The sequence below is a fragment of the Listeria innocua genome (genome assembly GCF_028596125.1).
Taxonomy (GTDB): domain Bacteria; phylum Bacillota; class Bacilli; order Lactobacillales; family Listeriaceae; genus Listeria; species Listeria innocua.
Map to the genome: position 1 here is coordinate 2,605,053 of NZ_CP117229.1, position 26,090 is coordinate 2,631,142.

24 protein-coding genes, 1 pseudogene and 1 riboswitch are annotated in these 26,090 nt (G+C 39.4%); of the genes and pseudogenes, 9 read left to right on the forward strand and 16 right to left on the reverse strand.

Translation table 11 applies throughout. The features are described 5' to 3' along the window. Positions 1-248 precede the first annotated feature (248 nt). From PQQ29_RS13575 to PQQ29_RS13585, 3 genes and pseudogenes are all read right to left on the reverse strand, one after another. Positions 249-1,061: a putative ABC transporter permease gene (locus PQQ29_RS13575; RefSeq protein ID WP_185501227.1), complete on the reverse strand. Its 813-nt coding sequence runs from the start codon at positions 1,059-1,061 to the stop codon at positions 249-251. 73 nt (positions 1,062-1,134) lie between these two features. Continuing rightward, positions 1,135-1,497, reverse strand: coding sequence for an MmcQ/YjbR family DNA-binding protein (locus tag PQQ29_RS13580; RefSeq protein ID WP_003764215.1), 363 nt, complete (start codon positions 1,495-1,497; stop codon positions 1,135-1,137). A gap of 75 nt (positions 1,498-1,572) precedes the next feature. Beyond that, positions 1,573-1,734, reverse strand: a pseudogene (locus tag PQQ29_RS13585) (AraC family transcriptional regulator); the annotation flags it as partial. A gap of 115 nt (positions 1,735-1,849) precedes the next feature. On the opposite strand from PQQ29_RS13585, the gene PQQ29_RS13590 reads away from it, so the two are divergent. From PQQ29_RS13590 to PQQ29_RS13605, 4 genes are all read left to right on the forward strand, one after another. Then, positions 1,850-2,320 (forward strand): universal stress protein, encoded by a 471-nt coding sequence (locus tag PQQ29_RS13590; protein WP_003739880.1) that lies wholly within the window; start codon positions 1,850-1,852, stop codon positions 2,318-2,320. 45 nt (positions 2,321-2,365) lie between these two features. Further along, positions 2,366-2,821: a ribose 5-phosphate isomerase B gene (gene rpiB, locus PQQ29_RS13595; RefSeq protein WP_010991390.1), complete on the forward strand. Its 456-nt coding sequence runs from the start codon at positions 2,366-2,368 to the stop codon at positions 2,819-2,821. 198 nt (positions 2,822-3,019) lie between these two features. After that, on the forward strand, positions 3,020-3,361 hold the full coding sequence (locus PQQ29_RS13600; protein ID WP_003772882.1) for a hypothetical protein: 342 nt from the start codon (positions 3,020-3,022) through the stop codon (positions 3,359-3,361). A 12-nt stretch (positions 3,362-3,373) separates the two neighbouring features. Next, positions 3,374-4,630, forward strand: a complete 1,257-nt coding sequence (locus tag PQQ29_RS13605; protein ID WP_033838460.1) for a Y-family DNA polymerase — start codon at positions 3,374-3,376, stop codon at positions 4,628-4,630. Position 4,631: 1 nt separating this feature from the next. Here PQQ29_RS13605 and PQQ29_RS13610 read toward each other — a convergent pair whose 3' ends face one another. Genes PQQ29_RS13610 through PQQ29_RS13640 form a run of 7 tightly spaced genes read right to left on the reverse strand, consistent with a single transcriptional unit; the run spans position 4,632 to position 13,301 of the window. Further along, positions 4,632-5,444 carry an alpha/beta fold hydrolase gene (locus tag PQQ29_RS13610; RefSeq protein ID WP_003772880.1) on the reverse strand — a complete coding sequence of 271 codons (813 nt, stop codon included), beginning with the start codon at positions 5,442-5,444 and terminating at the stop codon, positions 4,632-4,634. Positions 5,445-5,484: 40 nt separating this feature from the next. Beyond that, positions 5,485-6,180, reverse strand: a complete 696-nt coding sequence (locus tag PQQ29_RS13615) for a response regulator (RefSeq protein ID WP_033533584.1) — start codon at positions 6,178-6,180, stop codon at positions 5,485-5,487. Beyond that, positions 6,177-8,867: a sensor histidine kinase gene (locus tag PQQ29_RS13620; RefSeq protein ID WP_003772878.1), complete on the reverse strand. Its 2,691-nt coding sequence runs from the start codon at positions 8,865-8,867 to the stop codon at positions 6,177-6,179. The genes PQQ29_RS13615 and PQQ29_RS13620 overlap by 4 nt, the downstream gene beginning before the upstream one ends. Positions 8,868-8,885: 18 nt before the next feature. Continuing rightward, a complete protein-coding gene (locus tag PQQ29_RS13625; RefSeq protein ID WP_045552795.1) occupies positions 8,886-9,458 on the reverse strand; it encodes a potassium-transporting ATPase subunit C in 573 nt (190 codons plus the stop codon). Between the two features lie 14 nt (positions 9,459-9,472). After that, positions 9,473-11,518 carry a potassium-transporting ATPase subunit KdpB gene (gene kdpB / locus PQQ29_RS13630; RefSeq protein ID WP_010991396.1) on the reverse strand — a complete coding sequence of 682 codons (2,046 nt, stop codon included), beginning with the start codon at positions 11,516-11,518 and terminating at the stop codon, positions 9,473-9,475. Between the two features lie 11 nt (positions 11,519-11,529). Then, positions 11,530-13,215 carry a potassium-transporting ATPase subunit KdpA gene (gene kdpA / locus PQQ29_RS13635; RefSeq protein WP_187983827.1) on the reverse strand — a complete coding sequence of 562 codons (1,686 nt, stop codon included), beginning with the start codon at positions 13,213-13,215 and terminating at the stop codon, positions 11,530-11,532. Continuing rightward, positions 13,212-13,301, reverse strand: a complete 90-nt coding sequence (locus tag PQQ29_RS13640; RefSeq protein ID WP_031649714.1) for a potassium-transporting ATPase subunit F — start codon at positions 13,299-13,301, stop codon at positions 13,212-13,214. The genes kdpA and PQQ29_RS13640 overlap by 4 nt, the downstream gene beginning before the upstream one ends. Positions 13,302-13,554: 253 nt before the next feature. Between PQQ29_RS13640 and PQQ29_RS13645 the strand changes: the two genes are divergently transcribed. The 3 genes from PQQ29_RS13645 (at position 13,555) to PQQ29_RS13655 (ending at position 15,643) form a co-directional block, all read left to right on the forward strand. Further along, a complete protein-coding gene (locus PQQ29_RS13645; RefSeq protein WP_003739890.1) occupies positions 13,555-13,860 on the forward strand; it encodes a PTS sugar transporter subunit IIB in 306 nt (101 codons plus the stop codon). Between the two features lie 136 nt (positions 13,861-13,996). Then, entirely contained in the window at positions 13,997-15,304 is a 1,308-nt protein-coding gene (locus PQQ29_RS13650) for a PTS sugar transporter subunit IIC (protein WP_003772874.1), read from the forward strand. A gap of 36 nt (positions 15,305-15,340) precedes the next feature. After that, positions 15,341-15,643, forward strand: a complete 303-nt coding sequence (locus tag PQQ29_RS13655; protein WP_003722042.1) for a PTS sugar transporter subunit IIA — start codon at positions 15,341-15,343, stop codon at positions 15,641-15,643. 446 nt (positions 15,644-16,089) lie between these two features. Here the strand turns inward: PQQ29_RS13655 and PQQ29_RS13660 are convergent, their stop codons facing one another. From PQQ29_RS13660 to PQQ29_RS13675, 4 genes are all read right to left on the reverse strand, one after another. Further along, positions 16,090-17,193 (reverse strand): FtsW/RodA/SpoVE family cell cycle protein, encoded by a 1,104-nt coding sequence (locus tag PQQ29_RS13660; protein ID WP_003734238.1) that lies wholly within the window; start codon positions 17,191-17,193, stop codon positions 16,090-16,092. Next, positions 17,190-18,320: an FtsW/RodA/SpoVE family cell cycle protein gene (locus PQQ29_RS13665; RefSeq protein WP_153648551.1), complete on the reverse strand. Its 1,131-nt coding sequence runs from the start codon at positions 18,318-18,320 to the stop codon at positions 17,190-17,192. Before PQQ29_RS13665 ends, PQQ29_RS13660 begins: the two co-directional genes overlap by 4 nt. Next, a complete protein-coding gene (gene mgtA, locus PQQ29_RS13670) occupies positions 18,321-20,891 on the reverse strand; it encodes a magnesium-translocating P-type ATPase (protein WP_160464598.1) in 2,571 nt (856 codons plus the stop codon). 284 nt (positions 20,892-21,175) lie between these two features. Further along, positions 21,176-21,343, reverse strand: a riboswitch (M-box (ykoK) riboswitch). A 102-nt stretch (positions 21,344-21,445) separates the two neighbouring features. Continuing rightward, on the reverse strand, positions 21,446-22,012 hold the full coding sequence (locus tag PQQ29_RS13675) for a TetR/AcrR family transcriptional regulator (protein WP_010991400.1): 567 nt from the start codon (positions 22,010-22,012) through the stop codon (positions 21,446-21,448). Between the two features lie 162 nt (positions 22,013-22,174). Here PQQ29_RS13675 and PQQ29_RS13680 point away from each other — a divergent pair, with 162 nt between their 5' ends. Together PQQ29_RS13680 and PQQ29_RS14520 are read left to right on the forward strand one after the other, a co-directional pair. Further along, positions 22,175-23,959 (forward strand): 1,4-beta-N-acetylmuramoylhydrolase, encoded by a 1,785-nt coding sequence (locus PQQ29_RS13680; RefSeq protein ID WP_010991401.1) that lies wholly within the window; start codon positions 22,175-22,177, stop codon positions 23,957-23,959. Between the two features lie 751 nt (positions 23,960-24,710). Further along, positions 24,711-24,797 carry a putative holin-like toxin gene (locus PQQ29_RS14520; RefSeq protein ID WP_220089436.1) on the forward strand — a complete coding sequence of 29 codons (87 nt, stop codon included), beginning with the start codon at positions 24,711-24,713 and terminating at the stop codon, positions 24,795-24,797. Positions 24,798-25,013: 216 nt separating this feature from the next. Here the strand turns inward: PQQ29_RS14520 and PQQ29_RS13685 are convergent, their stop codons facing one another. Together PQQ29_RS13685 and tmk are read right to left on the reverse strand one after the other, a co-directional pair. Continuing rightward, entirely contained in the window at positions 25,014-25,343 is a 330-nt protein-coding gene (locus tag PQQ29_RS13685; RefSeq protein WP_003739897.1) for a cyclic di-AMP receptor DarA, read from the reverse strand. A 107-nt stretch (positions 25,344-25,450) separates the two neighbouring features. Then, positions 25,451-26,077 (reverse strand): dTMP kinase, encoded by a 627-nt coding sequence (tmk, locus tag PQQ29_RS13690; RefSeq protein ID WP_003772867.1) that lies wholly within the window; start codon positions 26,075-26,077, stop codon positions 25,451-25,453. Positions 26,078-26,090 lie beyond the last annotated feature (13 nt).

A 26,090-nucleotide genomic window follows, 5' to 3' on the forward strand; every position in this document is an offset into this window, starting at 1 on the left:
GCCCGCTATTTATAAATGATTAATTATTGCCTTCAAAGCTTGCCCTATCATCTATTTGGCAAACTTTTTTATGACGTGCGAAATCTGCTTTGAAACAAAAATGAGAATCAAGTAATGGAGTTTTGCGAGGAGCTCTTTCTTCTTAATCATACAAAAGATGGTCTATTCTTTCTATACGTTTCGTAAAAAATAGCACAAAAAAAAGACGCAAATGATAAATTTTACCATTTGCGTCATAATCCATAGCTTTATTTTCTTTTTTGTTTATCGACTCTGAGAATACTTTTATTGAAGTTTTTAAATGGTGCTGCGCGTTTCACTTTCATTTTAGGGAAAGATTTTAGCATTCTTCGCTCATTAAATTTAAGTTTACGCATACTAGCAGCAAGTTCTTTGTCTTGTTTTCTTTTTGCTTCCATTTCAGCAATTTTCATATCGACATTTTCTTGTTTTTTCAAAAGTCCTTCTTCAAATTCTTTCGCACGTTCTTTTACGCTTGCTTTTAGTTCATTTGCTTGGGCAGTTAGTTTTTCATTAAATTCGGCAAGTGCTTTTTGGAATGATAGCATGCTTGTGACTGATTTTATCGTATCAATAAGCATAAGAACCACGATGAGCGCAGGAATAATCCAGCCTCCCCAGCTTAAAATCCAATCCGCAAATTCGGTGACAAGTGGATGCAAGAACCGCACAACGATAATACAAGCAAATCCCCAAAAAATCGAAATCGGCAAGCAAATTCGACCTTTTACATTGAGCGGCCAATTATGATAATCCCACCACGTTGTATGGAACATTGCTTCCAAAATCGTTGCGGTTATGTATTCAATCACTGTACAAATAATCATCGAAAAAATGAATAAAGCCCATAAATTGTTTTGAAATGGTAAAATCATCATTAAAACAGTCGTTACCCCAAACCCGTAAATGGGACAATATGGTCCATAAAGAAAACCACGATACACTAACTTCTTCTCTGAAATCGAGCAAAAAACTTCTTCCCAAGCCCACCCTAAAACAGAATAAATAAAGAAATATAGAATAAACATATTAATGTCCATCTTTTCATCCCCTTTTTGTTTTCTTTTTCACAATCAATTTCATTATAACAGAAATAAGAACTTCTTAACTAAATTAGTCAAAAAGTTCCGCTTGTTTATATTTTGGCAACTTATTCTTCGCTTCTGAGTACGCATGCTGAATTAATGCGCGAATCAAGTCTTTATCTCGTTCTTCTTCCAATAAAACAGAAATCCAAACTCGTTTATTCATGTAATAACCGGGAACGATGGCTGGATTTTCTGCGCGAAGTTGCTCACTTTTTTCGGCATCGCACTTCAAGGTTAAAATGGGCTGTCCTTCTTTATTCGTTCCACGCATTGCCATTAGCTGATCCAAAACATGATAGCGCTCCGCTCCCCATTCTTCTTTAAAAGAATACTGGACTCCTTTAAGACCACTGATTTCCTCCCGTACCCAAGCAAATTCATTAATCATTGTAAGCCCTCCATATTGTTATTTTAACAAAGCATGTTCGTTTTTCATTGTATATATGCGACATTTTGTTGCATTACATAAATCAGGTACTACTAAATTATTTCCCGGGAAATTCTTATCATCGGCCTCCCAAAAACAACGAATATACCCCGTAAGCCTCGCACTTGGTAGATATTCTTTATAGCCGTCACGTTTTGGTGTAGCTACAATTGGATAAAAACTCGCAAGCTTTGCCATAAAGAAACCTCCTTTTTCTCATAGTACCACAAATTTTTATCTTCAATCATGCTTCTTTCTTTTATTTACGGGTATTAAGTAAATAAGGGAAAAACTTTTGAGAGGGTGATACAAAATGTCTGCTTACAAACGGATTCTTGTTGGTGTTGATGGATCAAACGAAGCGGAAGCCGCACTAAGACGAGCTGTTCAATTTGCCAAAATGGATGGTGCCACGCTTGGTATTGGTTTTGTTGCCGATGTACGCCGAATTGCACCACTAATTGATTATGAACAAACCTATGCAAAAAAAGCCAAAGCATACGGAGAAGAATTAGTTGAAATGTACAAAAAAGAGGCCGAAAAAGCTGGTGTCACGCATGTAGAAACTTTTGTTCACTTTGGCACACCAAAAACTACCTTCAATAAAAAAATAACGCGAAATTTTGAACCCGATTTAATTTTAGTTGGTGCAACTGGACTTTCAGCAACAGAGCAATTTATTCTTGGTAGTGTTTCTGAATATACGGCCGCTCATGCACCTTGCGACGTAATTATTGTTCATGCAAAACCATGGCGTAACAGAAAGACTGTCGAAAAACTTTAATTCATGTATAATGAAGGTATTGATTATACGGCAGGAGGAGAAAAAATGACAGTTAGTAAAGTTGCCATTGCTTCAGACCATGGCGGAATTGAGTTACGAAAAAGTATTATTTCTTATCTTGAAAGCGTTGGAATTAGTTATGAAGAATTCGGACCCGAAGCACCAGAATCAGTGGATTACCCGGGGCTCGCGATTACGGTCAGCGAAAAAGTCGTGAATAATGAAGTCGACCGCGGGATTTTAGTTTGTGGCACAGGTATTGGTATGAGTATCGCAGCCAATAAAGTAAAAGGTATTCGTTGCGCACTTGTTGGCGATACATTTAGCGCCCATGCAACGCGCGAACATAATGATACAAATGTCCTTGCACTTGGAGCGAGAGTCATAGGTCCGGGACTAGCAGAAGATATTGTCAAAATTTGGTTAGAAACAGCGTATGAAGGCGGCAGACACGCAAATCGTGTTGGGCAAATCACAGCATACGAAGATAGCCACGCTTAAAATAATAATAACGACCAAGTCTAATTTTATAGGCTTGGTCTTTTTTTATGTCCACTTTATTAATAGTTCACAAATAGTAATTTATTCCCGTTTTGCTAGCATAAATGAGGACATTTACACATTGTAAACAAGAACGTTTGTTCGTATAATATATTTAAGTAACAGCTAATTATTTGAAAATATTGGAGGTGTCATCATATGAGCTACCAAGATCGCGGCATGAAGAAATGGGGCGGTTTTTTATTAAGCGAGCATACAGAAGCAATGCAAGACGCTGAACCAACTTTAGTATGGAAAGAAGCTATGACTACAGAATTTATCGAAAGCGTGCTAGCTAGCGCGATGACACATCAGTCTACGCTTGTTATCCAGAAAAAGCCATTAAACCCAGAATCCGCTCCTGAAAATGATATTATTGGTCGTATTTCAGGCGTGGAGAACAACACCATTTACATTAAAAATTCTGAGGGCACTGTCCCACTTTCCTTCTCTGCTATTCGAAACGTAGAAGAAAGGAGTGTCGACAAATGGTACAAGTAGAAGATTATAGCCGTGCACCGCGCCGTGATATTTTGTGCATCGATATTAAGTCGTTTTTTCGCCTCTGTTGAGTGTGTTAAACGTCGGCTGAATCCACTTGAAGCTTATTTAGTAGTAATGAGTAACGCCGACCGGGCTGGTGGTCTCGTTTTAGCTGCAACGCCAAAAATGAAACAAGAACACCACATTAAAACTGGCTCAAGAATGTATGAACTCCCGACTTGGGATAAGCGCATTATTATCGCACCCCCGCGAATGAAACTATATTTAAAAGTAAACGCGATGATTCAAGCTATTTTCAGACGTTATGTTCCCGCTGAGTTTATTCATGTTTATAGTATTGATGAATGTTTTTTAGACATCACCGGATCGCACCTGTTATTCGGTAGCACGGAAGAAATTGTTCGCAAAATCCAGCGTGATATTTTAGAGGAATTGCGGCTGTATGTCACGGTTGGTATTGGCGACAACCCTCTTCTTGCCAAACTCGCGCTCGATAATGTGGCCAAAAACCGGGATGACGGCATCGCTGAATGGCGCTATGAAGATGTTCCCGAGACCATTTGGAAAATCAGACATTTGGATGATGTATGCGGAATTGGTCGGAGGACTGCCATTCGACTGCAAAAAATGGGGATTTTCAATATGTATCAACTCAGTCAAACTCCGCCGCAAGTATTAAAAAACGCAATGGGAGTTGTTGGTGAACAGCTTTACTATCACGCACACGGAATTGATTACAGCCTTTTAAACGAAAAATATGTTCCTGTTAGTAAAAGCTACGGGAAAAGCCAGATTCTTGAAAAAGACTATCATATTCCCGCTGAAGTGGAGATAGTTATTCGTGAAATGGTTGAGGAAGTAGCGATGCGCTTACGACAAAACCATGTGGATACGGAGGTTATTCATTTAAGTATCGGCTACAGTAAATACAGCATAAAAAAAGGATTCAGCCATCAAGCTAAAATCCCTTCTACCAGTAGTAGTCATGCTCTTATTCCTTATTTCCTGCAACTATTCAGACGTTACGATGAACGAGAACCCGTGCGCTCCATTGCGATTTCGTGTGGTAAACTCACTTTAAAAACCGGACTGCAACTCAATCTATTTGAGGATGCCACCCGCACATTAAATCACGAGCAATTAGAAGTAACTGTCGATAAAATTCGCACTCGCTATGGTTTTAAATCACTTATGCATGCGAGCAGTTTACTAAATGGAGCGACTGGATTAAAACGTTCTGAAATGGTTGGTGGTCACAAAGGTTAACTTATTCTGGTTTCACGCGGAACAAGAAATCCTCTACCATTGTTGTAAATATTTTTGGTTGTTCAATTTGTAAATTATGTCCCGCAAAATCAAGGATAGCAAAAGAAGCATGTGGATATTTTTCAAGCAATGTAAGCCCGTCTGCGTATCCCACGTGATCATCTTGACGGCCAAACAAGAATAATCCCGGTACATCGAATTGCGTTTTTTCATCTGGATCAAAGCTAAGCGCATAATTCGCGGATAATCGGTCTAAAAATTCTCCATCTGCATTAATCATTCCCGCCATCACTTCCGCCAAGAAACGATTCCAGTTTCTTGCTGTTAAAATAACGCCACTTTTTGAAAAATACGCTCGGTCTTCTTTGGATAGCGACCGTACAAACGTATCATCTTGGTACATGACTTTTTGTTCGGGTAAAGTTCTTCTTTCCTTTTCAGGATAAATGACTGGGCAAATAAGCAAGACTCCAAGTACTCTATCTGGCATTTTCGCTGCGATTCCGCGAGCTAAATAACCACCATACGATTCTCCGGCGAGTACAAATTGCTCGCCCGGAATTACAGCTTCAATAAATTCTAGTAAAAGAGTGAGTACATGGTCAGCATTTTGAATTGAGTCGTAATTCTCGGTTTTTCCCATTCCTGGTAAATCCAAATAAATGCGCGAGAATGGACTTTCCTTATCAAAGACTGGCTCCATACAACCAATCATCAGCTGCGAATCAGGTGCAAAGCCATGAATCATTATTATTGGTATTCCTTCACCATATTTTTCATAATAAACGTCTACGCTACGGATTGTTTTATGCATGTTAATTCCTCCTGGCGTTTATTTTTATCATAACATATTATTATTCTTCTGCCATCCGGTACCCAACCCCTACTTCTGTCAAAATATAGGCAGGTTCAGCAGGATTTTGTTCGATTTTACGCCTGATATTACTCATATTGACCCGAAGTGCTTGATTTTCACTTGAATAAGGTCCCCAAATTTCTCGGATAATAAAGTCATGCGTGAGGACTTTTCCAGCGTGACGTGCTAATAGGAGCAAAATTTTATATTCAATCGGCGTAAAGTGAATTTCCATGTCGCCCATTTTGACAAGTCGGCGGTCGTCATCAATATACAGGTCTTGAATGCGAATAATATGGTCATTTGACGCTTCTTTACTGCTCGGTTGAATGTGTCTAAGGGCAGTTCGAATGCGTGCCAGTAGTTCCGATGTGCCAAATGGTTTCGTAATATAATCATCTGCGCCAAGATCAAGTGCAGTTACTTTTTCTCGTTCATGATCGCGCGCGGATACGACAATAATCGGCACTTTCGACCAAACGCGAATATCCCGAAGCACGTCTAGTCCTTCCACATCTGGCAAACCTAGGTCAAGCAACACTACATCCGGCGAATGGCTGGCCGTCTGTTCTAGCGCTTCTTTACCGTTCACTGCTTTAATTACCGCATAATCGCTCGCCGTCAAAACAGCTGAAATAAAATTACTAATGCCTTCTTCATCTTCCACAATTAGCACAAGTCGTTTGCTGTTCATTTTCCATCTCCTCCGTCTAGTGGCAAAGTGAACCAGAATGTCGCCCCACCATGTTCGTTGTTTTTCGCTTCTAAAGTCCCGTCATGCGCTCGAATAATCGACATACAAATCGATAAACCAAGTCCTAATCCGCGTGACATATCCGAACGCTCTCTCGCTTCCACAGCAAAAGTATCAAATAAATCTGGCAAGCGATTTTCTGGAATGCCTTTTCCGTTATCACGAACACTAAAAATCGCACTTTTCTTCGTTTTCGTCACGTTCACCCAAACTTCCGCATCAGATCCACCATGTCGCAACGCATTTTCCATTAAATTAATAAGAACTTGCTCAATTAACGTGCCATCCATCGGAACCATAAGAAGGTCGCGCGGTACTTTGACATGGATTGTTCGGTCTGCGAAACGTTTTTTGATTCGACCGACAGCCTCACCAACAATTTCTTCTACGGCTTCTGGAGCTCGTTCCAAACTCACCAATCCTTCACTAATTCTCGTCACAGAAAGTAAATTCTCAACCATCCGGATGAGCCAGCCAGAGTCATCTTTAATACCTTTAATTAAATTATGTTCCGTTTCTTTATCTAACTCAGTTTCTTTTTCAAGTAAGGCAGAACTTGCTCCAACAATACCAGTGAGCGGTGTTCTTAAATCATGCGAAATCGCCCGAAGTAAATTGCTTCTCATTTTTTCTTTTGCAGATTCGATGACGATTTGGCGTTGTTCTTCGGATAAATATTGCCGTTCTAGAGCTAGTGCCACTTGAGAGCTAATCATTCGTAAAAAGATCCGATTATCTTGTGTAAGTGGACCATCTTCTGGGGAGCAAGAAACGCCAATCACACCAAGCACTTTTCCTTGTGACATCACTGGCATATAATAACCAAATGCCCCCATTAGCGTATCCGTCCCAGCACCCGCCCGCTTTTTATTTTTAAATACCCAATGCGCGACAGCTTCTTCATCCGCACTAAGAAGCGCACTGGCATCTTCTTTTCCTTCTGCTTGTACGAAAATCCCTTTATTACTTTTAGCAGGATCCGCAGAATAAAAAATAACGGAGCGGCTAAATAAATGCAAAATATATTCGTTGGTTAAATCAATAATTCCTTTTAAATTGCGGGTAACTAATAGGCGCTTATTGATTTCATAAAGCACTTCGGTTCGACGTTCTCGCTCAACGGCCAGGCTAGCTTGGGTTTTAATTCGGACAGTTAGCGCACTCGTAATTAGAGCGACTAAAAGCATAATTCCAAACGTCACCGGATAGCCCGCTTGAATTGTATTAAACGTATAAAGTGGCGTCGTGAAAAAGAAATTAAATAACATAACGCCAATGATAGAACCCATAACGCCATAAACATAGCCACTTGTTACGCGAGAAATAATTAACACGGATAAAATATATACCATAATAACATTTTGATCACCAATGCCGAATTCACTTAAACCGACACAAATCGCCGTTGCCAATGCTAGCAGTAAAATCATTTTCGCCATATCATGCCAGGATAGAAAGCTTTTAAAACGTATTTTCATTCGACGTTTTTTAGTTTGCGGTTGGCTTGAGGGAATAATATGCATATCGACGTTATCAAGGTGCGTAATGAGACGATCCTCAAAATCCTCTTCAAATAAAGACCTTAAACCCATGCGGCGACGCGATTTCCCGACAACGATATTTGTCACACCAGTCAACCGGGCGTACTCAGCTACTGTTTCTGCAATGTCGTGTCCGGCAAGGGTAACAATTTCCGCGCCAAGTCGTTCAGCGAGTTCCATCGTTTCCCGCAAACATTTTTTCTCCGCTTTAGTCATGTAATCATTTTCTTCATTTTCAATATAAAGGGCAGTCCACGGTGCGCGAAAAGCTTCGGCGGTGCGCGCTGTCCAGCGAATGAGTTTTGCAGACGAAGGCGACGTCCCAATACAGACTAGCCATTTACTACTCGCCCGTTTTTCTGGATAAATCCCTGTTTGATCGTATTCATGGCTAATTCGATCGGCCGCTTTTCGCATCGCAATTTCACGTAAGAGTTTTAAATTTTCTCTAGTGAAAAAGTTCTGCATCGCTGTTTTTGCGCGCGCTGGTTGGTAAATTTTGCCTTGTTCTAGTCGTTTTAGAAGTTCATCGGGTTCAATATCAATTAACTTAACTCGGTCCGCCTCATCAAAAACATAGTCAGGAATCGTTTCGCGAACAGCTACTTTGGTGATGCCTTCTACAATATCGTTTAAACTTTCAATATGTTGCACATTGACAGTCGTATACACATCAATTCCCGCTTGAAGCAATTCTTCCACATCTTGGAAACGTTTCTTATTGCGTACGCCTGATGCATTCGTATGTGCGAGTTCGTCTACCAAAATAAGTTCCGGTTTTCGTTTCAACGCTTCGTCCAAATCGAATTCTTTGAGCGCGATATTTTTATGATTGATTGCTTTAGGAGGGATAATCGGAATTCCTTCTAACATTCTCAGAGTTTCCTCGCGGGCATGAGGTTCAATATAACCCGCCACGACATCCACACCTGCTGCTAATTGATCTTTGGCGTCACTTAACATGGCGTAAGTTTTCCCAACACCTGCTGCAAATCCAAAATATATTTTTAATTTACCTACTGATGAATCTGCTTCTTCTTGCAAATTCACGAGTAGCGCATCCGGACTTGGACGATTCGTCTCCATATGCTCGCCTCCAACTACTTACATTTTCAAACTATCTAATGCCACATTCACTTGTAATACGTTCACGGTCGGCTCACCCCAAAAACCTAACAATCGCTTGCTTGTGTTTTCAGCAATGATTTCTTTAACCACTTTGGTAGAAATTCCACGTTCCCTAGAAATTCGGTCTACTTGATAAGCCGCAGCTGCCTCTGAAATATCTGGATCTACTCCACTTGCTGATGCAGTTACAAGATCCATTGGAATAACGCGGTTGTTAGCTGGATCTAGTTTGTGCCACCAAGCAATTCGTTTTTCTACTAATTGTTTTTGTTCTTCGCTAGTTGGGTTTAAATTAGTCGCCGCCCCGTCACTCGCAGCTCGCCCGATTAAGTATTCAGGCTGAGTAAATGTTTGACCAATTTCGGTAGAACCATATTTTCCTGATTCCCCGTCTGCTAACTTTCCTTCTATTATACTGCCATTTGCTTTGTCCTGAAAAGCCGCACCTGCAATAATTGTGACAACCCCTGGATAAATCACGCCACATACCAATGTTAAAAGTAGAAATCCCACTACTGCAGGCTTCCAAATTTGCATAAATCTTTTCATGTTCTCTCCCCCTCTTAAACGATTCCTAAAACAGTTAACAGCATATCAATTAATTTAATCGCAATAAATGGTGCAATTAAACCACCAAGACCGTAAATCAACATATTGCGACTTAATAATTTTCCAGCTGGCATTTCACGATATTTCACGCCTTTTAAAGATAACGGAATTAAGAAAATAATAATCACTGCGTTATAAATAATCGCGGACAAAATCGCACTTGTAGGGCTTGTTAAATCCATCAAGTTAAGTGCTTCAAGTTGTGGGAAAATCCCGTAAAATAGCACAGGAATAATCGCAAAGTATTTCGCCAAATCGTTGGCAACACTAAATGTAGTCAAAGCTCCGCGAGTCATTAAAAGTTGTTTTCCGATACGAACAATATCAATTAATTTAGTTGGGCTAGAATCAAGGTCCACCATATTTCCTGCTTCTTTGGCAGCTTGCGTTCCTGTATTCATCGCCACAGCTACATCGGCTTGCGCAAGAGCTGGTGCGTCGTTTGTGCCATCTCCTGTCATTGCAACCAAATGCCCTTCTCGTTGATATTCGCGAATTAATTCCAATTTTGCTTCTGGAGTTGCTTCAGCTAGAAAATCATCCACTCCAGCTTCTGCCGCAATTGCCGCTGCGGTCATTGGGTTATCACCGGTAATCATAATGGTTTTAATACCCATTTTTCGCAAATCAAGGAAACGTTCTTTCACTCCATTTTTCACGATGTCTTTTAAATAAATAACGCCTAGTACTTTGTTATTTCGGACTACTACAAGCGGCGTTCCACCAGCGCCAGCCACTTTGCTTACAATCGTATCGCATTCTTTTGGGTACGTGCCGCCATTTGCAGATACATACGCACGAACTGCATCAGCCGCACCTTTTCGAATTGTGTTTCCTTGATAATCGATTCCACTCATTCGTGTCGTTGCAGTGAAAGGTACAAATTCTGCGTGCATTTCCGCAAAATCTCGTCCGCGAATGTCGAAACGTTCTTTTGCTAATACAACAATGCTTCGACCTTCTGCAGTTTCATCCGCAATAGAGGATAGTTGGGCCGCATCCGCTAACTCTTGTTCGGTCACCCCATCCACCGGTAAAAATTCGCTCGCTTTCCGGTTTCCAAGCGTAATCGTTCCAGTTTTATCAAGCAAAAGTACATCCACATCACCAGCTGCCTCAATCGCCCGGCCGCTCATTGCTAAAACATTCGCTTGATTTAAACGGCTCATTCCAGCAATCCCAATGGACGAAAGCAATGCGCCAATAGTGGTTGGTGCTAAACAAACAAGTAAAGCAATCACATTTGTAATCGAAATTGCCGATCCCGCCCCTGCTTGTTTACTCGCAAATTCGGTAAATGGTAAAAGTGTCGCTGAAACAGCCAAGAAAATAATTGACAGTGTCACAAGTAAAATTTGTAGCGCAATCTCATTTGGTGTTTTTTTCCGTGAAGCGCCTTCTACCATCGCAATCATTTTATCTAAGAAACTTTCCCCAGAAACAGCCGTCACACGAATAACAAGCCAGTCAGAAACAAGGGTAGTTCCTCCTGTAACAGCACTTCTATCGCCACCAGACTCGCGAATTACCGGCGCGGATTCCCCCGTTATCGCACTTTCATCGACAGAGGCCGCACCTTCAATAACTTCACCGTCCATCGGGATTTGTTCATTCGCAAGCACATAAACAATATCCCCTTTTTTCAAATCATTCGAAGCTACTTCTATAACATCAGATTTATCTTCTAAATTTTTTAATTTCCTAGCTAAAACGTCTTTTCGAGCCATTTTTAAACTGTCTGCTTGAGCACGGCCACGCCCTTCTGCAATTGCCTCCGCAAAATTTGCAAACAAAACAGTAAACCATAAAATCAGCGCAATTGCGAGCGTATAACCAGCTTTCTCATCTGAAATTCCGAAAAAACCAAGAAAATAAAGACTTGTTGCTAAAATCGCGCCAACATATACGAGTAGCATCACTGGATTTTTCACTTGTAGTTTTGGAGACAATTTTTTCATCGACTGAATTAACGCATCTTTCCAAATACCATTTTCCATCATTTCCATTCACCTCATTTGAAAGTTGTAAAGAAGTCCGCAATCGGTCCTAGTGCAAGCGCCGGCAAGAAACTAAGTGCGCCAACAAGCACCACTACTCCAATTAAAAGACCGATAAACATGCCATTTTTCGTCGATAACGTTCCACTACTTGCTGCAACCGGACTCTTTCCAGCCATATTTTGAGCCAAGTAAAGTGCCGCAATCAGCGGGATAAATCGCGCTAGCAACATCATTACCGCGCCGACCATATTTGTAAACGTCGTGTCTGCCGCAAAGCCAGCAAAAGCACTACCATTATTATTTCCCATAGAGGTGAAAGCATAGAGCACCTCAGAAAAACCATGCGCCCCACTCGCCGAAACGGAAGCCTGCACACTCGGCATCATTACCGCAACCGCAGTTCCAAATAAAGTTAATAACGGTGGAACTAAAATGAGCAAACAAACCATTTTCATATCATATGGTTCAATTTTCTTCCCTAAATATTCCGGTGTCCGCCCAACCAAAAGCCCAGCGATAAACACCGTCAAAATAATAAAGCCAATCATTCCATAAAGCCCGCTACCAACACCTCCAAAAATAACTTCACCAAGCTGCATAAAGAACATTGGAACTAGCCCACCGAGCGGAGTTAAGCTATCGTGCATCGCATTCACAGCGCCGTTTGAAGCAGCCGTCGTAGAAGCCGCAAAAAGCGACGATCCGCCAACACCAAAACGCACCTCTTTACCTTCCATACTTCCAGAAGTAGTAACACCTTGATAACTTGGACCAGCGAATTGTTCTGAAATCGTAATCGCAACTACCCCAACAACAAACACAATCATCATTGCTGTCATAATCGCACGCCCTTGTTTACTGTCCTTCACCGCACGTCCAAACATCACAACAAGTGCCACAGGAATAAGCAAAATCGCAAGCATCTCTAATAAATTAGTAAAACTCGACGGATTTTCAAAAGGAAACGCCGAATTTGCCCCGAAAAAGCTTCCACCATTCGTTCCCAGTTGCTTAATCGCAATTTGACTTGCAGCTGGACCAAGCGGAATCAATTGTTTTGCTCCATTTTCAAGCGATTCAACCACCGAATAATCAGCAAATGATTGCACCACACCTTGTGACACCAAAAGAATTGCCAAAACAAGCGAAAGCGGTAGTAAAATATAAAGCGTCACCCTAAATAAATCTTGCCAAAAATTGCCCACGGTTTTCTGTTTCTTCCATATAAAGCCACGAATCACCGCAAATAACACTGCAATCCCCGTCGCCGCTGAAACAAAATTCTGTACAGTTAAGCCAATTGACTGCGAAAAATACGATAAAGCCGCCTCACCAGAGTAAGCTTGCCAGTTCGTATTCGACACAAAGCTCGCTGCCGTATTAAACGCAAGACTAAAGCTAAGCCCCTTCATACCTTCTGGATTAAGCGGTAAAAACCCTTGTAACATCAGCACCGCCATCACAAATATAAAACCAACCGCACTAAAAGCAAGAACAGATCCAGCATAACGCTTCGCTGACATCCCAGCCGCATTCACACCCATCAACCGATAACCAAAGCGTTCAACTGGCTCAAGTACCCTTGACAAAAACACCTTTTCACCAATCATTACTTTATACATATAAATTCCTAGAGGTACTGCTAAAACTAATAACAATACAATAAAAAACACATCTTGCATCACGATATACTTCATAAGTTCTCACCTCTAAATAACACATAAAATAAATATACCAATAACCCTAAACCGATTATTCCAGCAATCACTAGAACAACACCCATTTCCGTTCACCCCTTCAAAGTACTCTTTCCACCCCCTTATCCTAACAACAAATGCATAAAGACAGTGTTAAGATTCTAAAGCTCCGCATAAAGATTCCGTTAATATCTCTATGTGTGTAAAATTTACACACAAAAAAAGCCAATGTGTAAGCAAAAAACAAAATGAAAACCCTTTTATAGCCACATTTAAAGTTGGCACGGTACTTGCATATATAATAAGTGTTAAGAGAATTATCTAGAGGAGGAAATAATCATGAAAACAATCATGTTAGTATGTTCAGCAGGTATGTCTACCAGCTTACTAGTTACAAAAATGGAAAAAGCCGCTGCAGAAAAAGGTCTTGAAGCAAAAATCTTTGCAGTTGCCGAAGCAGAAGCAGCTAACCATTTAGACGAAATTGATGTTTTATTACTTGGACCACAAGTACGTTTCTTAGAAGGAAACATGAAGAAAAAATTGGAGCCAAAAGGTATTCCATTAGCTGTTATTAACAGTGTTGATTATGGAATGATGAAAGGCGACAAAGTTTTAGAACAAGCATTAGATTTAATGAAGTAAAAAAGAGGGTAATTACAGCTAGCTAGCTGAAAATTATAAAAAACTAAAGAGGTATAGTAATAACGCCATGTTTTAGAAATTATGTATTCGTCTTAACCCGGCTATTACTTTATCCCTCAAAAAAGGAGAATAAAAAATGAATGGTTTTATCGCATTTATGGAGAAATATTTCATTCCCTACGCTGCCAAAATTGGTGGACAACGTCATTTAGTAGCAATCCGTGATGGTTTCATTACAACTATGCCACTTATGATTCTAGGGTCTTTCGCCGTTTTAATTAACAACTTCCCAATTCCAGCTTACCAAAAATTCATGAATAACTTATTTGGTGAAGGAACTTGGCAAGCATTTGGCGGAAACGTTTGGAACGGTACTTTTGCTATCTTAGCATTACTTATCGCTTTCACAGTAGCTTACAACTTAGCTAAATCTTATGATAAAGATGCTTTATCTTCTGGTGTAGTTTCTGTAGCTACATTCTTCACTATTGGCGCAATCGCTCCAGGTGCAGATGGTGTCCCAAATACTGGTGGTCTTGGATCAACTGGTCTTTTCTTAGCACTTATTATTGCAATTCTTTCCACTGAAATCTTCACTCGCTTGAGTGGTAGCCCGAAACTAATTATCAACATGCCTGATGGTGTTCCACCGGCAGTTTCTCGTTCATTCGCAGCTTTATTCCCTGCAATGATCACTGTTTCTATCTTTGGTCTTATCACTGCGTTCTTCCAAGCAGCTGGTGTGACTAACTTAGTAATTTCTTTCTATGAATTAGTTCAAGAACCGTTCATGGGTCTTGCAAACTCCTTGCCAGCAGCATTACTCTTGGCATTCGTTTCTGCTTTCCTTTGGTTCTTTGGTTTACACGGTGCGAACATTATCGACCCGTTCATGCAAACAATCAACATCCCAGCTATCGAAGCTAACGTAAAAGCACTAGAAGCTGGTAAAGAACTTCCTTACATCGTTAACAAACCTTTCTTTGACTCTTTCGTTAACTTAGGCGGAACTGGGGCAACTATCGGTTTAATCATTGCTATCTTTATCGTAGCTCGTAAACACAAAGCGTACATGACAGTTTCTAAATTGTCTGCAGCGCCAGGTCTTTTCAACATTAACGAACCAATGATGTTTGGTCTTCCAATCGTCTTGAATCCAATTATGTTCATTCCGTACATCTTGGCACCACTTGTACTTGTAACTGTAGCTTACTTTGCAACAGCTATTGGTTGGGTACCAGCTTGTACTATCGTAACTCCTTGGACTACACCACCAATTATCGGTGGAGCACTTGCAACACAAAGTATCGCTGGTGGCGTACTTGCAGCTGTAAACTTAGGTCTATCTATCCTAATCTTCCTTCCATTCGCGAAAATCGCTCAAATCCAAGAGCTACGTCGTGAAAGAGAAGCACTTGCTGCTGAAGGCGTTACTGCTGAATAATTTTTAAAAACCAAAACTTTAAGGACGTGTTTACAGATGGATTTAGAGCAAACTATTATGAGCTTGATCGTGTTCGGTGGTAATGCCAAAAGTGACGCTATGTTAGCCATTGATTCCGCTAAAAAAGGGGATTTCGCTCAAGCAGACGAACAAATCGCCCAAGCAGAACAAGCACTACTTGAAGCGCATCATTCTCAAACAAAACTTATACAAGGTGAAGCACGTGGCGAAAAAACAGAAGTTTCCCTTCTACTCGTTCACGCACAAGATCATTTAATGAATGCAATCACTTTCAAAGATTTAGCGAAAGAAATTGTAGACCTTTATAAGAACAAATAAAAACAGGGTTGTCATATATGTAGTGACCCCCTAAAGTTAAACTATTAATAGAGTGGATTTTTTCCACTCTATTTTTATGTGGCTTTTTATTTAATAATATGAAAAAAGATCCCTAGAATTAGATTTTCAGAACTAACTTTAGGAATCTTTTTTTATTCATGTTATTTCTTTGATAATCCAAACTTTTTATAAAGCTTAAATCCTATAAAAACAATACCAATAACTAAAACAGCTTCTATTATAATGGGGACGTAAGGTGTTATCCAAGACATACTTCTTGCCTCCCTTTATTTAATTTCCACTTACTGAGTTTGTTTTCTATTTCACAAGGATTATACCATATAATTACAGTATTCTCTATCCAAGCAAAAAATCCTTCATCAACATTGTCTGGACTACCCCTAAAATTAATGTTTTTTTAGGGGATAGTTCAAACAGCTGTTTTTTTATTCTACTAAATCGGCGTCTGATCGAATAATCGCTAATACTACGCCTATTGCAATGAAATTACCAAGCACCGCGCTCCCACCATAACTGATAAAAGGAAGCGGAATCCCCGTAAGTGGCATAAGTCCAACTGTCATACCAATGTTCTCAAAAATATTAAATGCAAAACTTACAGCAAAACCTGCTAAAACTAGCGAAGAAAAAGTATTTTTCATTAAAAGAGCTGCCATAATTAATTGATGAATAAGTAGCATAAATAAAATTAACAACAAACTAACACCAACAAAACCAAATTGATGACCAATCGTACTAAAGATCATATCCGTATGACTTTCAGGAATATAAGCATTTGTACCAGAACTACCAGTCATCATCCCCGAACCAACAGCCTTCATCGATAAATTAAGTTGATAGACCGCATCTGGATCAGTAGTAGGGTCAAGCCACGTTTGGATCCGCGCAAATTGATACGCATGAAAACCAATTTTTTCCAGTAAACTAATATGATAAACGACTACATACATTCCAACCGTCACTGTCGTTAAAATGAGAGTTATAATACCAACCATTAATTTAGTTGATTTTATAGCGAGCAAAATAATCGCAAGTGCCGTAACTCCGTAAACAATTGTCGTACCAAGATCTGGCTGTTTCATAATTAATAGCAAAACAACCCCAGTAAGCGCCGCTAAAATGCCTAACTGCTTCCATTTCTGTGCTTGATATTTTACAGCAAAATGTGCCAATACAAAAATAAAAATCGATTTGACAACTTCAGATGGTTGGAAGGACAATCCAGCGAAGCGATACCACCGCGTTGCTCCGTTTATATTTTGGACTAAAGGGTTTGGGATGAGTATTCCAAGTAGTGTAATCACCATAATGACGTAAAGCCAAATCGCATGATGTCGCAAAAACTCTACCGGCAGGCGCGAAACACCAAAACAGGTAAGTGCCCCAATTACCAAAAACACCAACTGCATTCCTAAAAAATTGGTATCATACTGGTTTGTCTTCTGAGCAAAATAAATCGCTACACAACTCACTAAAGACAGTAAGAACACCGATAAAATAATTCGATTATATTGAATATCCCGCTTCATAAATACACGACCTCTCTAGATTTAGCTAATAAGTTCCGCCTTGCAGCAGCCATTACAAACCCAACTGCGCACGAAAGCATGACAACCGAACTACCCCCGTAACTAATAAACGGTAGCGGAACTCCAGTAAGCGGAATAATCCCACTTACTCCTCCAAGATTCAAAAACATCTGCACCGAAATCCAAGCGGCAACTCCAATACAAACCATCGAATCGAAAATAAACTGACTACAAACAGCAATATAAAGTGCGGTAAAACTGAGTAACATTAATAAAAAAATCGTCCAAATAACACCAAAAACACCAAGCTCTTCCGCAATAACCGTCATAATAAAATCCGTATGCGGCTCCGGCAAATAACCTAATTTCTGGATGCTACCTCCTAATCCAGTCCCAAATACCCCACCACTTCCAATCGCATAGTAGCCATTTCTAAGTTGATAAGAAGCATCTAAGTTTTCAAGGTTAAAAGGATCCAAAAAAGCAAATCTGCCCAATTTTGCTGCGCTAAAAAAATCAGGATGAAAGAAGTAAATCAAGGTTGCTACAAGAATTATCAGTCCAAAAGCCCAGATAAATACCCGGACAAGGCGCGAGAGGCCGACTCCGCTTGTTAAAAACAAAGCGACCCCAATAACACCTAAAATTAAAGCCGTGCCGAGATCCGGCTGTAAGAAGACTAATGCTATAGTAAGAAACAAAAAGCCTAGCACCCAATGTTGTACTCGCACCCCGCAACCTTTCCGTAAGAAAACAGTCGCAATCACAAGTATTAATAGCAATTTGACAGTTTCAGTAGGCTGGAATGTCACTCCGAAAATAGACAACCATCTTTGAGCATTATTAGCCGCATTACCCGTTACAAGCACTAAAACTAATAGACCTAGAAGACCCAAAGAAAGAATACGCAACGTCACCCGCTGATAAAATAATTTCACATTTATACGCGAGCAAATAAGCAAGCCCAAAAGACCAAGACCATAAAAGAGGAGCTGCCTATTAAAGAAATAACTAGGATCCACTTTGTAACGCATGATTGCAACCCCATAACTCGTGCTATAAACAAGTAGCAAACTCCATACTGCCAGAAGCAAATACGTTACAAAGAGCAGTCGGCCCGCACGCATTTAAATCCACTCCCGGAATTTCCGAATGTAAAGAGTTTTCACTAGTTGCATCGTAGCCATATAACCAACAAGAATAAGGATTAACCATGGGAAATAACTACCAGGTAAGCTCACAAAACCGATACTGTGACCAAATCCGGTAAACGGAATCACAATACCTAATGCCATCACGATTAGTGTCGCAATCATTACCGGAGCAGCTGCCCGACTTTGAATAAAAGGTATTTTCTCTGTCCGAATCATATGCACAACTAAAGTTTGAGTGAGTAAGCCGACAACAAACCAACCACTATGGAATAAAGCTTGCTCTGCTACCGTGTTCGCACTAAATACAAACCACATAATTAGAAACGTCGCAATATCAAAAATCGAACTTACTGGCCCAATACATAGAATAAAGCGCAACATGCCTTTTTGTTCCCATTGATGCGGCTTTTTCAAAAACGACCGATCCATTTTATCCCAAGGGAGAGTTAATTGTGAGAAATCATACAGCAAGTTTTGTAGTAAAAGATGTAAAGATAGCATTGGTAAAAAGGGAATAAATGCACTTGCCACCAAAACACTAAACACATTACCAAAATTGGAACTAGCTGTCATTTTCAAGTATTTTAAAATATTACCAAATACGTTACGCCCTTCCATAACCGCATCATTTAATACCGTTAAACTTTTTTCCAGTAAAATTACCGAGCTTGCGTCTTTTGTTATATCTGCCGCTGTATCAACAGAAATACCAACATCCGCTTTCCTAAGTGCTGGTGCGTCATTAATCCCGTCTCCAAGGAAGCCAACAGTATGTCCTGCTTTTTTTAGCAAACCAATGATACGCGATTTTTGCATTGGGGTTAATTTCGCAAAAATGTGGTATTTCCGTAATTCGCGCGTGAGTTCTTCATCAGATAAGTCTTCAATATCCCCGCCAAGTAAAAATCCATTCGCTGGTATACCTACTTCCTCACAAATCCGTTTCGTAACGATTTCGTTATCTCCTGTCAAAACCTTCACGTTAATTTGGTTCTTAAATAACTGTGTAATTGCTTCTTTCGTTGATGCTTTTACTGGGTCGCGGAACCCTAGGAATCCTGCAATAATCATCTGTTCTTCATCTTTTTTAGTGAATGATTCGCCGGCTTTTCCAGTTTTATACGCTACTGCAATTACTCGAATTCCTGAGCGATTCATTTCTGCACACATTTCTTGAAGCTCATTCTTTTCTAATTCAGTTAGTGTAGAAATAGTGCCGCCAAATTCCTTATGAGTGCATACTGTGAGCATTTCTTCTACCGCGCCTTTTGTAATCATCTTTGTCTCTGTATTATTTTCCACTACCACACTCAGACGACGCCGATCAAAATTAAACGGAATTTCGCCAACTTTTGTCCATCCTGATGCAGTATTTTCATCCAATTTGGCAATAACAGCATGATCTAAAACGTTTTTCCAGCCCGTTTGGAAGTAGCTGTTTAAATAAGCCATATTTAGAACACTTTCGGAAGTTTCACCAGCACTATCAATGTATTTTACAAGTTCTAGTTTATCTTCTGTGAGCGTGCCTGTTTTATCCGTACATAAAATATCCATCGCGCCGATATTTTGAATTGCACTCAGCTCTTTCATAATTACTTTTTTCGACGACATATTGATAGCGCCTTTTGCCAAGTTCGTGCTGACGATCATCGGTAGCATCTCAGGTGTGAGCCCAACCGCAATCGCTACCGCATAAAGAAATGCTTCTAACCACTCGCCTTTCATAAGACCATTAATCATAAATACAATCGGAACCATTACAACCATAAAATAAAATAGTAATTTCGAAATTGACTTAACGCCTTTATCAAAGCTAGTGTCGCCGCGACGTTCTGTAGCTGCGATTGACAATGAGCCGAAAAATGTTGCGCTTCCTGTTCGTAAAACAACCGCCTTACCGTGCCCACTTAACACATCTGTCCCCATAAATAATAAGTTTTCCCGTTCAAAAAGCTCCGGATTGGCGCGTTTGTCTTCCACAAATTTTTCAGAAGGAATTGATTCGCCTGTAAGTGCTGACTGATTAATTAATAAATCTGTCGCCGAAATAACGCGTGCATCTGCTGGAATAATATCCCCCGCTGAAACTTCGATTAAATCTCCGGGTACGATTTCATCTTGTGCTACTACAATCATTTCATCGTTCCGAATAACGTTCACTTTATTTTTCACCATATTTTTTAACGCGTAGCTAGCCCGCTCTGCTCTACTCGTTTGAACAAATCCAAGAATTCCACTAGCTAAGATCATTAATGACATAATTATTGTAGCTTCCATATCATCTGTTAAATACGAAATCACCATTAACATGATTAAAATATAGATAAAAGGATCATTAAACGCCCGAATAAATAACCGTAAATTCGATACTTTCTTTTCTTCCACTGTTTGATTAGGACCAAATTCGGCTAGTCTTTCTGTAACCTCTACGTTCGTTAGCCCTGTTTCCATTACACCTAATTTTTCTAAAATCTTATTTCTATCCATTTGTGATTCTTTGAGCAAATTGTTACCTTGCATTTTTACGTGTGTTTTTTTCATTTTCCTTGCCTCCAATTCTTTCTAGGCAAGCTGAGAATAACGTTTATGTGCGCCAGAGATGAAGGTTAGTCACTCTTGCAGCTTGATTACTATAATACGAGTCCGGTTCTTCTACTTCATCTTCCTGATGGTGGGCCATTGCCTTCATCTCCTTCCGAATTTTACTTAAGCGTAATTGTCTGAAAAAAAGATTTTCATTTCCAGATAATTATTTTCATAATAAACATGAAAAAAGTCCTTACCAAAACCTTGGCAAGGACTTCTGAATTCATACGCATACTAAAACAGACTCCCCTCGCTAAAGTTTTGGCACTATACAACGTAAAGAATTACTCTTAGCCACATTATGGAAAGCCTTAATCCGACAATCCCTGTTCTACCCATTGGCGTCTTTGGACATTTTTGGGCAGTGGCCTGTGTTTGCATAGGAGCCTCACCTAACAGGCAAAACTACATATTTATTATCGCTCTAATCGTCTACGAGTTTAACATAGAAAATCTATGCTCGCAAGACAAAATGTAAAATGTTTAACTTTTATTTAACTTTTCGTGATTTATTTCAATAATTTTAACAAAACATCTGCTAAGGCATCTGCAGTTGTCGTAATCGTTGGCGGGCGTTTATAAATATCATCTCGCACTTTCTCTACCATGATTAGCAAAATAACACTATTTAAAATTAAAGAAATTGCATCTGCTTCTTGGGATGAGTTCTTACTTGGAACCATTTCTTGTACTTTTTGATTAACCCGCTCGTATAGATATTCGACAATTGACGGATCAATAAATTCCATATCTTTACTGCCCATTTCCCGAACAGAAATTACCATGAAATCACGATATTTTTCATAAATATCCGAAATAAACTGACTTGCTTGACGTAAAAATACTTTGGCACTCTCAAAATCTTTATCAAAAAATTGATTGATTTCAGCTTTCATACTTTCAAATTGCACTTCAAGAGTCATATGAATTAAATTATCTTTGTTCTTAAATTTTTTAAAAATTGTTGCTTCATTTATTCCAGCGGCTTCTGCTAATTGTCTTGTTGTGGAGCCTTTTATGCCATTTTTTGCCATCATACAAAGCGTTGCATCCATGATGGATTCGTTTGTAATCATTATTTTACCCCCGTTCAACTAAGTAAGCACTTGCTTATATTAAGTATAACAAATACCGACCTTTTTGACAATTTAATTACAATTTGTCGATAACAGTCATAAGATATGTGAAGTGTGTAATAATGGAGGTAGAATATTTAAAAGAATTGGAAGTGACTTACCATGCAAAAAACGAGAAAAGAACGTATTTTAGAAGCTTTGAAAGAAGAAAAGAAGAATAAAAAAAGTAACAAATTCAAAACTGGGGCAACAATTGCTGGAGTTACAGCCATAGCGACCTCTGTTACTGTTCCAGGAATTGAAGTAATGGTTAGCGCTGATGAAACAGCACCCGCAGACGAATCTTCTAAAACAGCCAATCCAACTGCTTCAACAGAAACTAACACAAATACTGAAACAGCAACACCTGATAAAACAGTAGAAAATAAAACCGAAACAAAACAAACTGAAACAAAAGAACAAGCCACTACGCCTACAGAAAAAGCACCAGTTGCAAAACAAGTTGAAAAAACACCCGCTGAACCCATAACAGTCAGCAATCCAGATGACAAAACAAGTTCTCCTACTCCAGCGACTTATAATTTAGTACAAAAAACAGCGCTACGTTCAGGAGCTACAATCCAAAGCTTTATTAATTCTATCCAAGCATCCTCTTCCCAAATCGCAGCAGCTAATGACTTATATGCATCTGTCATGATCGCCCAAGCAATTTTAGAAAGTGCTTATGGAACAAGTGAATTAGGCTCTGCTCCTAACTATAACCTTTTTGGAATTAAAGGAGCTTACAACGGCCAATCATACACTAAACAAACATTAGAAGATGACGGTAAAGGAAACTACTACACAATCACAGCTAAGTTCAGAAAATACCCTTCTTACCATCAATCACTTGAAGACTATGCCAAAGTTATTCGTAACGGCCCAAGCTGGAATTCAAATTACTACTCCAAAGTTTGGAAAAGTAATACTAACTCCTACAAAGACGCAACCAAGGCTTTAACAGGAACTTATGCAACGGATACAGCCTATGCAACGAAATTAAACGACCTAATTAGCCGATATAATTTAACGCAATACGATAGCGGCAAAACAACTGGCGGAAATTCTGGTAACACAGGGAATACTGGTAATACCGGAAACACTGGAAATACAAACACTTCCAACGCTAAAATTTATACAGTTGTAAAAGGTGACTCGCTTTGGAGAATCGCGAACAACCATAAAGTAACGATTGCTAACCTTAAATCTTGGAACAACCTGAAATCCGATTTCATTTACCCAGGACAAAAACTTAAAGTTAGCGCTGGTACGACTACAAGCAACACGAACACATCAAAACCAAGCACAAATACTAACACATCGAAACCAAGCACTAGCACTAACGCTAAAGTTTACACGGTTGCTAAAGGTGACTCGCTTTGGAGAATCGCGACTAACCATAAAGTAACAATCGCCAACTTAAAATCTTGGAACAACCTGAAATCCGATTTCATTTATCCAGGACAAAAGCTTAAAGTAAGTGCCGGAACGACTACAAGCAACACAAACACATCAAAACCGAGCACAAATACCAACACATCTAAACCAAGCACTAGCACCAACGCTAAAGTTTACACGGTTGCTAAAGGTGACTCACTTTGGAGAATCGCGACTAACCATAAAGTAACAATCGCCAACTTAAAATCTTGGAACAACCTGAAATCCGATTTCATTTATCCAGGACAAAAGCTTAAAGTTAGCGCTGGAACAACTACAAACAACACAAACGCTGCTAAACCAAGCACAAATAAACCAAGCAACTCTGCAGTAAAAACATACACTGTCAAAAAAGGTGACTCACTTTGGGCCATTTCAAGACAATATAAAACAACTGTAGATAATATTAAAGCTTGGAATAAATTAACAAGCAACATGATTCATGTTGGTCAGAAATTGACGATTAAGTGAATATAAAAAACCTAACTCCTGAGCGAGGTAGGTCTGAAACTGCGGATAAAGCGAGAAATTGCTTTGTCTGCGGTTTTTTTATTAAACTAAACAGTTCCTGAATAGCAGAGCCTATTGGTTATAATTCATCTATCTCGCATTGATAGTTTAAAGCATCCAATTCCCATTTAATCTTTTTCATCGTTAACTCGGCTTCTGCTAGGCTTGAATTTAATAAGCAATATATATAAGTTTCTTCATTAGTGTGATAGATGTTGAAATCCATTAAATCGGGCCACTTTTCGATACCAGAGGGCACACAAAAAACATTGAAGTATGACCTCACATCTTTTATCCCCGAATCAATAATACTCTTTTCTATAATTTTCAAAATTTCTTCATAATCTTCTTTTGATTTTATTGACCATTCTAAGCCCAGAATAACAACCTTCTTTCTTAATAATATTTATTTTCTCTTACTATCTAAATTTAGTTAATCTGATTGAAAATATTATACTCGCAATTAAGTCCATCGTGCACGTCTTATTTCTAGTGGAGGCGTATATGCCATATTTTATCTAGTTTATTGTATGGCTAGATTTTATCTCTGCTGTATGTCATTAAGAAAATTTTTTAATACATAACTTTTGTCAAAGAATTTTGAATGCTATAATAGTAAATGCAGTAGCAAAGTGAATAGACGGTGGCTAATCCTCAGTAGGGGATGATGCCTATGGTTTACAAAGGTTTTACTCCTAGAAAGGAATAAAGCATGTCTGTATTTGAAGCAATGACTTTAATGTTGGCTTTTGCCACATTGGTTGTGCTGATACTAGACTTTAATAAACCAAAAAAATAATCGTCTTTACACTTTGACGGGTGCGAAAAGACGATTATCTATCAATTTTTAAACCTTGTCCACCGTCTTTTTAACGGTGCTACTGTTTGGGAGTCATGTTCACGCATGGCTCTCTTTTCATTTACATAGTAACACATTTCAAACTGGTTTGCCAAGGCCTGAAATAAAAGAAAAACAGGTAGCCCTTATCGCAAACCTGCTTTCCCACTATCTGTCCTAAAAATGATGGAAACTCTCAACTGGCATTACAAACACTGTCGCGCCGCCAACTTGTACTTCGATTGGGTAAGGCACATACGTATCTACCGTCACACCTAAGGAAGCGGATGGTGTCATCATTTGTTCGCGTGCTTTACAGTTTTCCTTGATTATCGCTAGTGCATCATCTACACGTTCATCTTCTGTTCCGATAATAAATGTGGTGTTTCCTGCTTTTAAAAATCCACCCGTAGTAGCTAATTTTGTCGCACCGAAATTGCCTTTTGTTAGTGCGTCAGACAAACGGTTGCTATCTTGATCTTGGACTATTGCAAATATGAGTTTCAAAGAAATCAACCCTTCCTAAAAATCTATCTTTTTTCTATTATAGCAAACAAATCCCTTTTTAAAGAGCGATATGCACTTATGGATTGGTACTTAAATCACATGGAATGTTAAGTTAGTTGCTTTAAAATATCTGCTAAAATAATAGTAGTAATCTCTTCTGGCGTCTTCGTTGCGTCCACTCGCATGAAACGATCTGGAAACATTTGGATAATTTTCTCATAACCATTTTGTACTTTTTCGTGGTAAGTAATGTCCTCTTTGTCTAGACGATTAACTTCGCGGCCTTTGTTAGCAGCAATTCTAGCTAAGCCGACTTCTGCGGGTACATCAAGGTAGTAGGTCCGATCAGGGATTGTATCTTCAATCGCATATAAATTCACTTGTAAAACTTGTTCCATATTCATGTCACGTCCTGCTCCTTGGTAAGCAAGAGAGCTATCCATAAAGCGGTCACAAAGTACTGTTTTCCCTGCTGCTAAAGCTGGGCGAATTGTTTCAACAACATGCTGACGGCGTGCGCCTGCAATAAGCAGTACTTCTGTTTTTGGATCCATTTCTTCATTGCCAATTCCGAGGACGATATTTCTTACTTTTTCTGAAATCGGGCTGCCACCTGGTTCACGGGTTTTAATGAAATCAATACCCGCTTCTTCCATTTTTTGGTTTAACAGGGTGCCGACAGTTGTTTTTCCAGAACCATCTGGACCTTCAAGTGTAATAAAAATTGCTTTCATTTCGTAATTTCCT

Coding starts and splice junctions, on each gene's coding strand:
- PQQ29_RS13665 (WP_153648551.1), bottom strand. CDS start 18,320: ATGCGTGCGGGCCGACTGCTCTTTGTAACGTATTTGCTTCTGGCAGTA.
- PQQ29_RS13625 (WP_045552795.1), bottom strand. CDS start 9,458: ATGAAAAGATTTATGCAAATTTGGAAGCCTGCAGTAGTGGGATTTCTA.
- PQQ29_RS13645 (WP_003739890.1), top strand. CDS start 13,555: ATGAAAACAATCATGTTAGTATGTTCAGCAGGTATGTCTACCAGCTTA.
- kdpA (WP_187983827.1), bottom strand. CDS start 13,215: ATGAAGTATATCGTGATGCAAGATGTGTTTTTTATTGTATTGTTATTA.
- PQQ29_RS13580 (WP_003764215.1), bottom strand. CDS start 1,497: ATGATTAATGAATTTGCTTGGGTACGGGAGGAAATCAGTGGTCTTAAA.
- kdpB (WP_010991396.1), bottom strand. CDS start 11,518: ATGATGGAAAATGGTATTTGGAAAGATGCGTTAATTCAGTCGATGAAA.
- PQQ29_RS13590 (WP_003739880.1), top strand. CDS start 1,850: ATGTCTGCTTACAAACGGATTCTTGTTGGTGTTGATGGATCAAACGAA.
- PQQ29_RS13610 (WP_003772880.1), bottom strand. CDS start 5,444: ATGCATAAAACAATCCGTAGCGTAGACGTTTATTATGAAAAATATGGT.
- PQQ29_RS13615 (WP_033533584.1), bottom strand. CDS start 6,180: ATGAACAGCAAACGACTTGTGCTAATTGTGGAAGATGAAGAAGGCATT.
- PQQ29_RS13575 (WP_185501227.1), bottom strand. CDS start 1,061: ATGGACATTAATATGTTTATTCTATATTTCTTTATTTATTCTGTTTTA.
- PQQ29_RS13650 (WP_003772874.1), top strand. CDS start 13,997: ATGAATGGTTTTATCGCATTTATGGAGAAATATTTCATTCCCTACGCT.
- mgtA (WP_160464598.1), bottom strand. CDS start 20,891: ATGAAAAAAACACACGTAAAAATGCAAGGTAACAATTTGCTCAAAGAA.
- PQQ29_RS13640 (WP_031649714.1), bottom strand. CDS start 13,301: ATGGGTGTTGTTCTAGTGATTGCTGGAATAATCGGTTTAGGGTTATTG.
- PQQ29_RS14520 (WP_220089436.1), top strand. CDS start 24,711: ATGTCTGTATTTGAAGCAATGACTTTAATGTTGGCTTTTGCCACATTG.
- PQQ29_RS13655 (WP_003722042.1), top strand. CDS start 15,341: ATGGATTTAGAGCAAACTATTATGAGCTTGATCGTGTTCGGTGGTAAT.
- PQQ29_RS13620 (WP_003772878.1), bottom strand. CDS start 8,867: ATGGAGACGAATCGTCCAAGTCCGGATGCGCTACTCGTGAATTTGCAA.
- PQQ29_RS13675 (WP_010991400.1), bottom strand. CDS start 22,012: ATGATTACAAACGAATCCATCATGGATGCAACGCTTTGTATGATGGCA.
- tmk (WP_003772867.1), bottom strand. CDS start 26,077: ATGAAAGCAATTTTTATTACACTTGAAGGTCCAGATGGTTCTGGAAAA.
- PQQ29_RS13680 (WP_010991401.1), top strand. CDS start 22,175: ATGCAAAAAACGAGAAAAGAACGTATTTTAGAAGCTTTGAAAGAAGAA.
- PQQ29_RS13600 (WP_003772882.1), top strand. CDS start 3,020: ATGAGCTACCAAGATCGCGGCATGAAGAAATGGGGCGGTTTTTTATTA.
- PQQ29_RS13660 (WP_003734238.1), bottom strand. CDS start 17,193: ATGAAGCGGGATATTCAATATAATCGAATTATTTTATCGGTGTTCTTA.
- rpiB (WP_010991390.1), top strand. CDS start 2,366: ATGACAGTTAGTAAAGTTGCCATTGCTTCAGACCATGGCGGAATTGAG.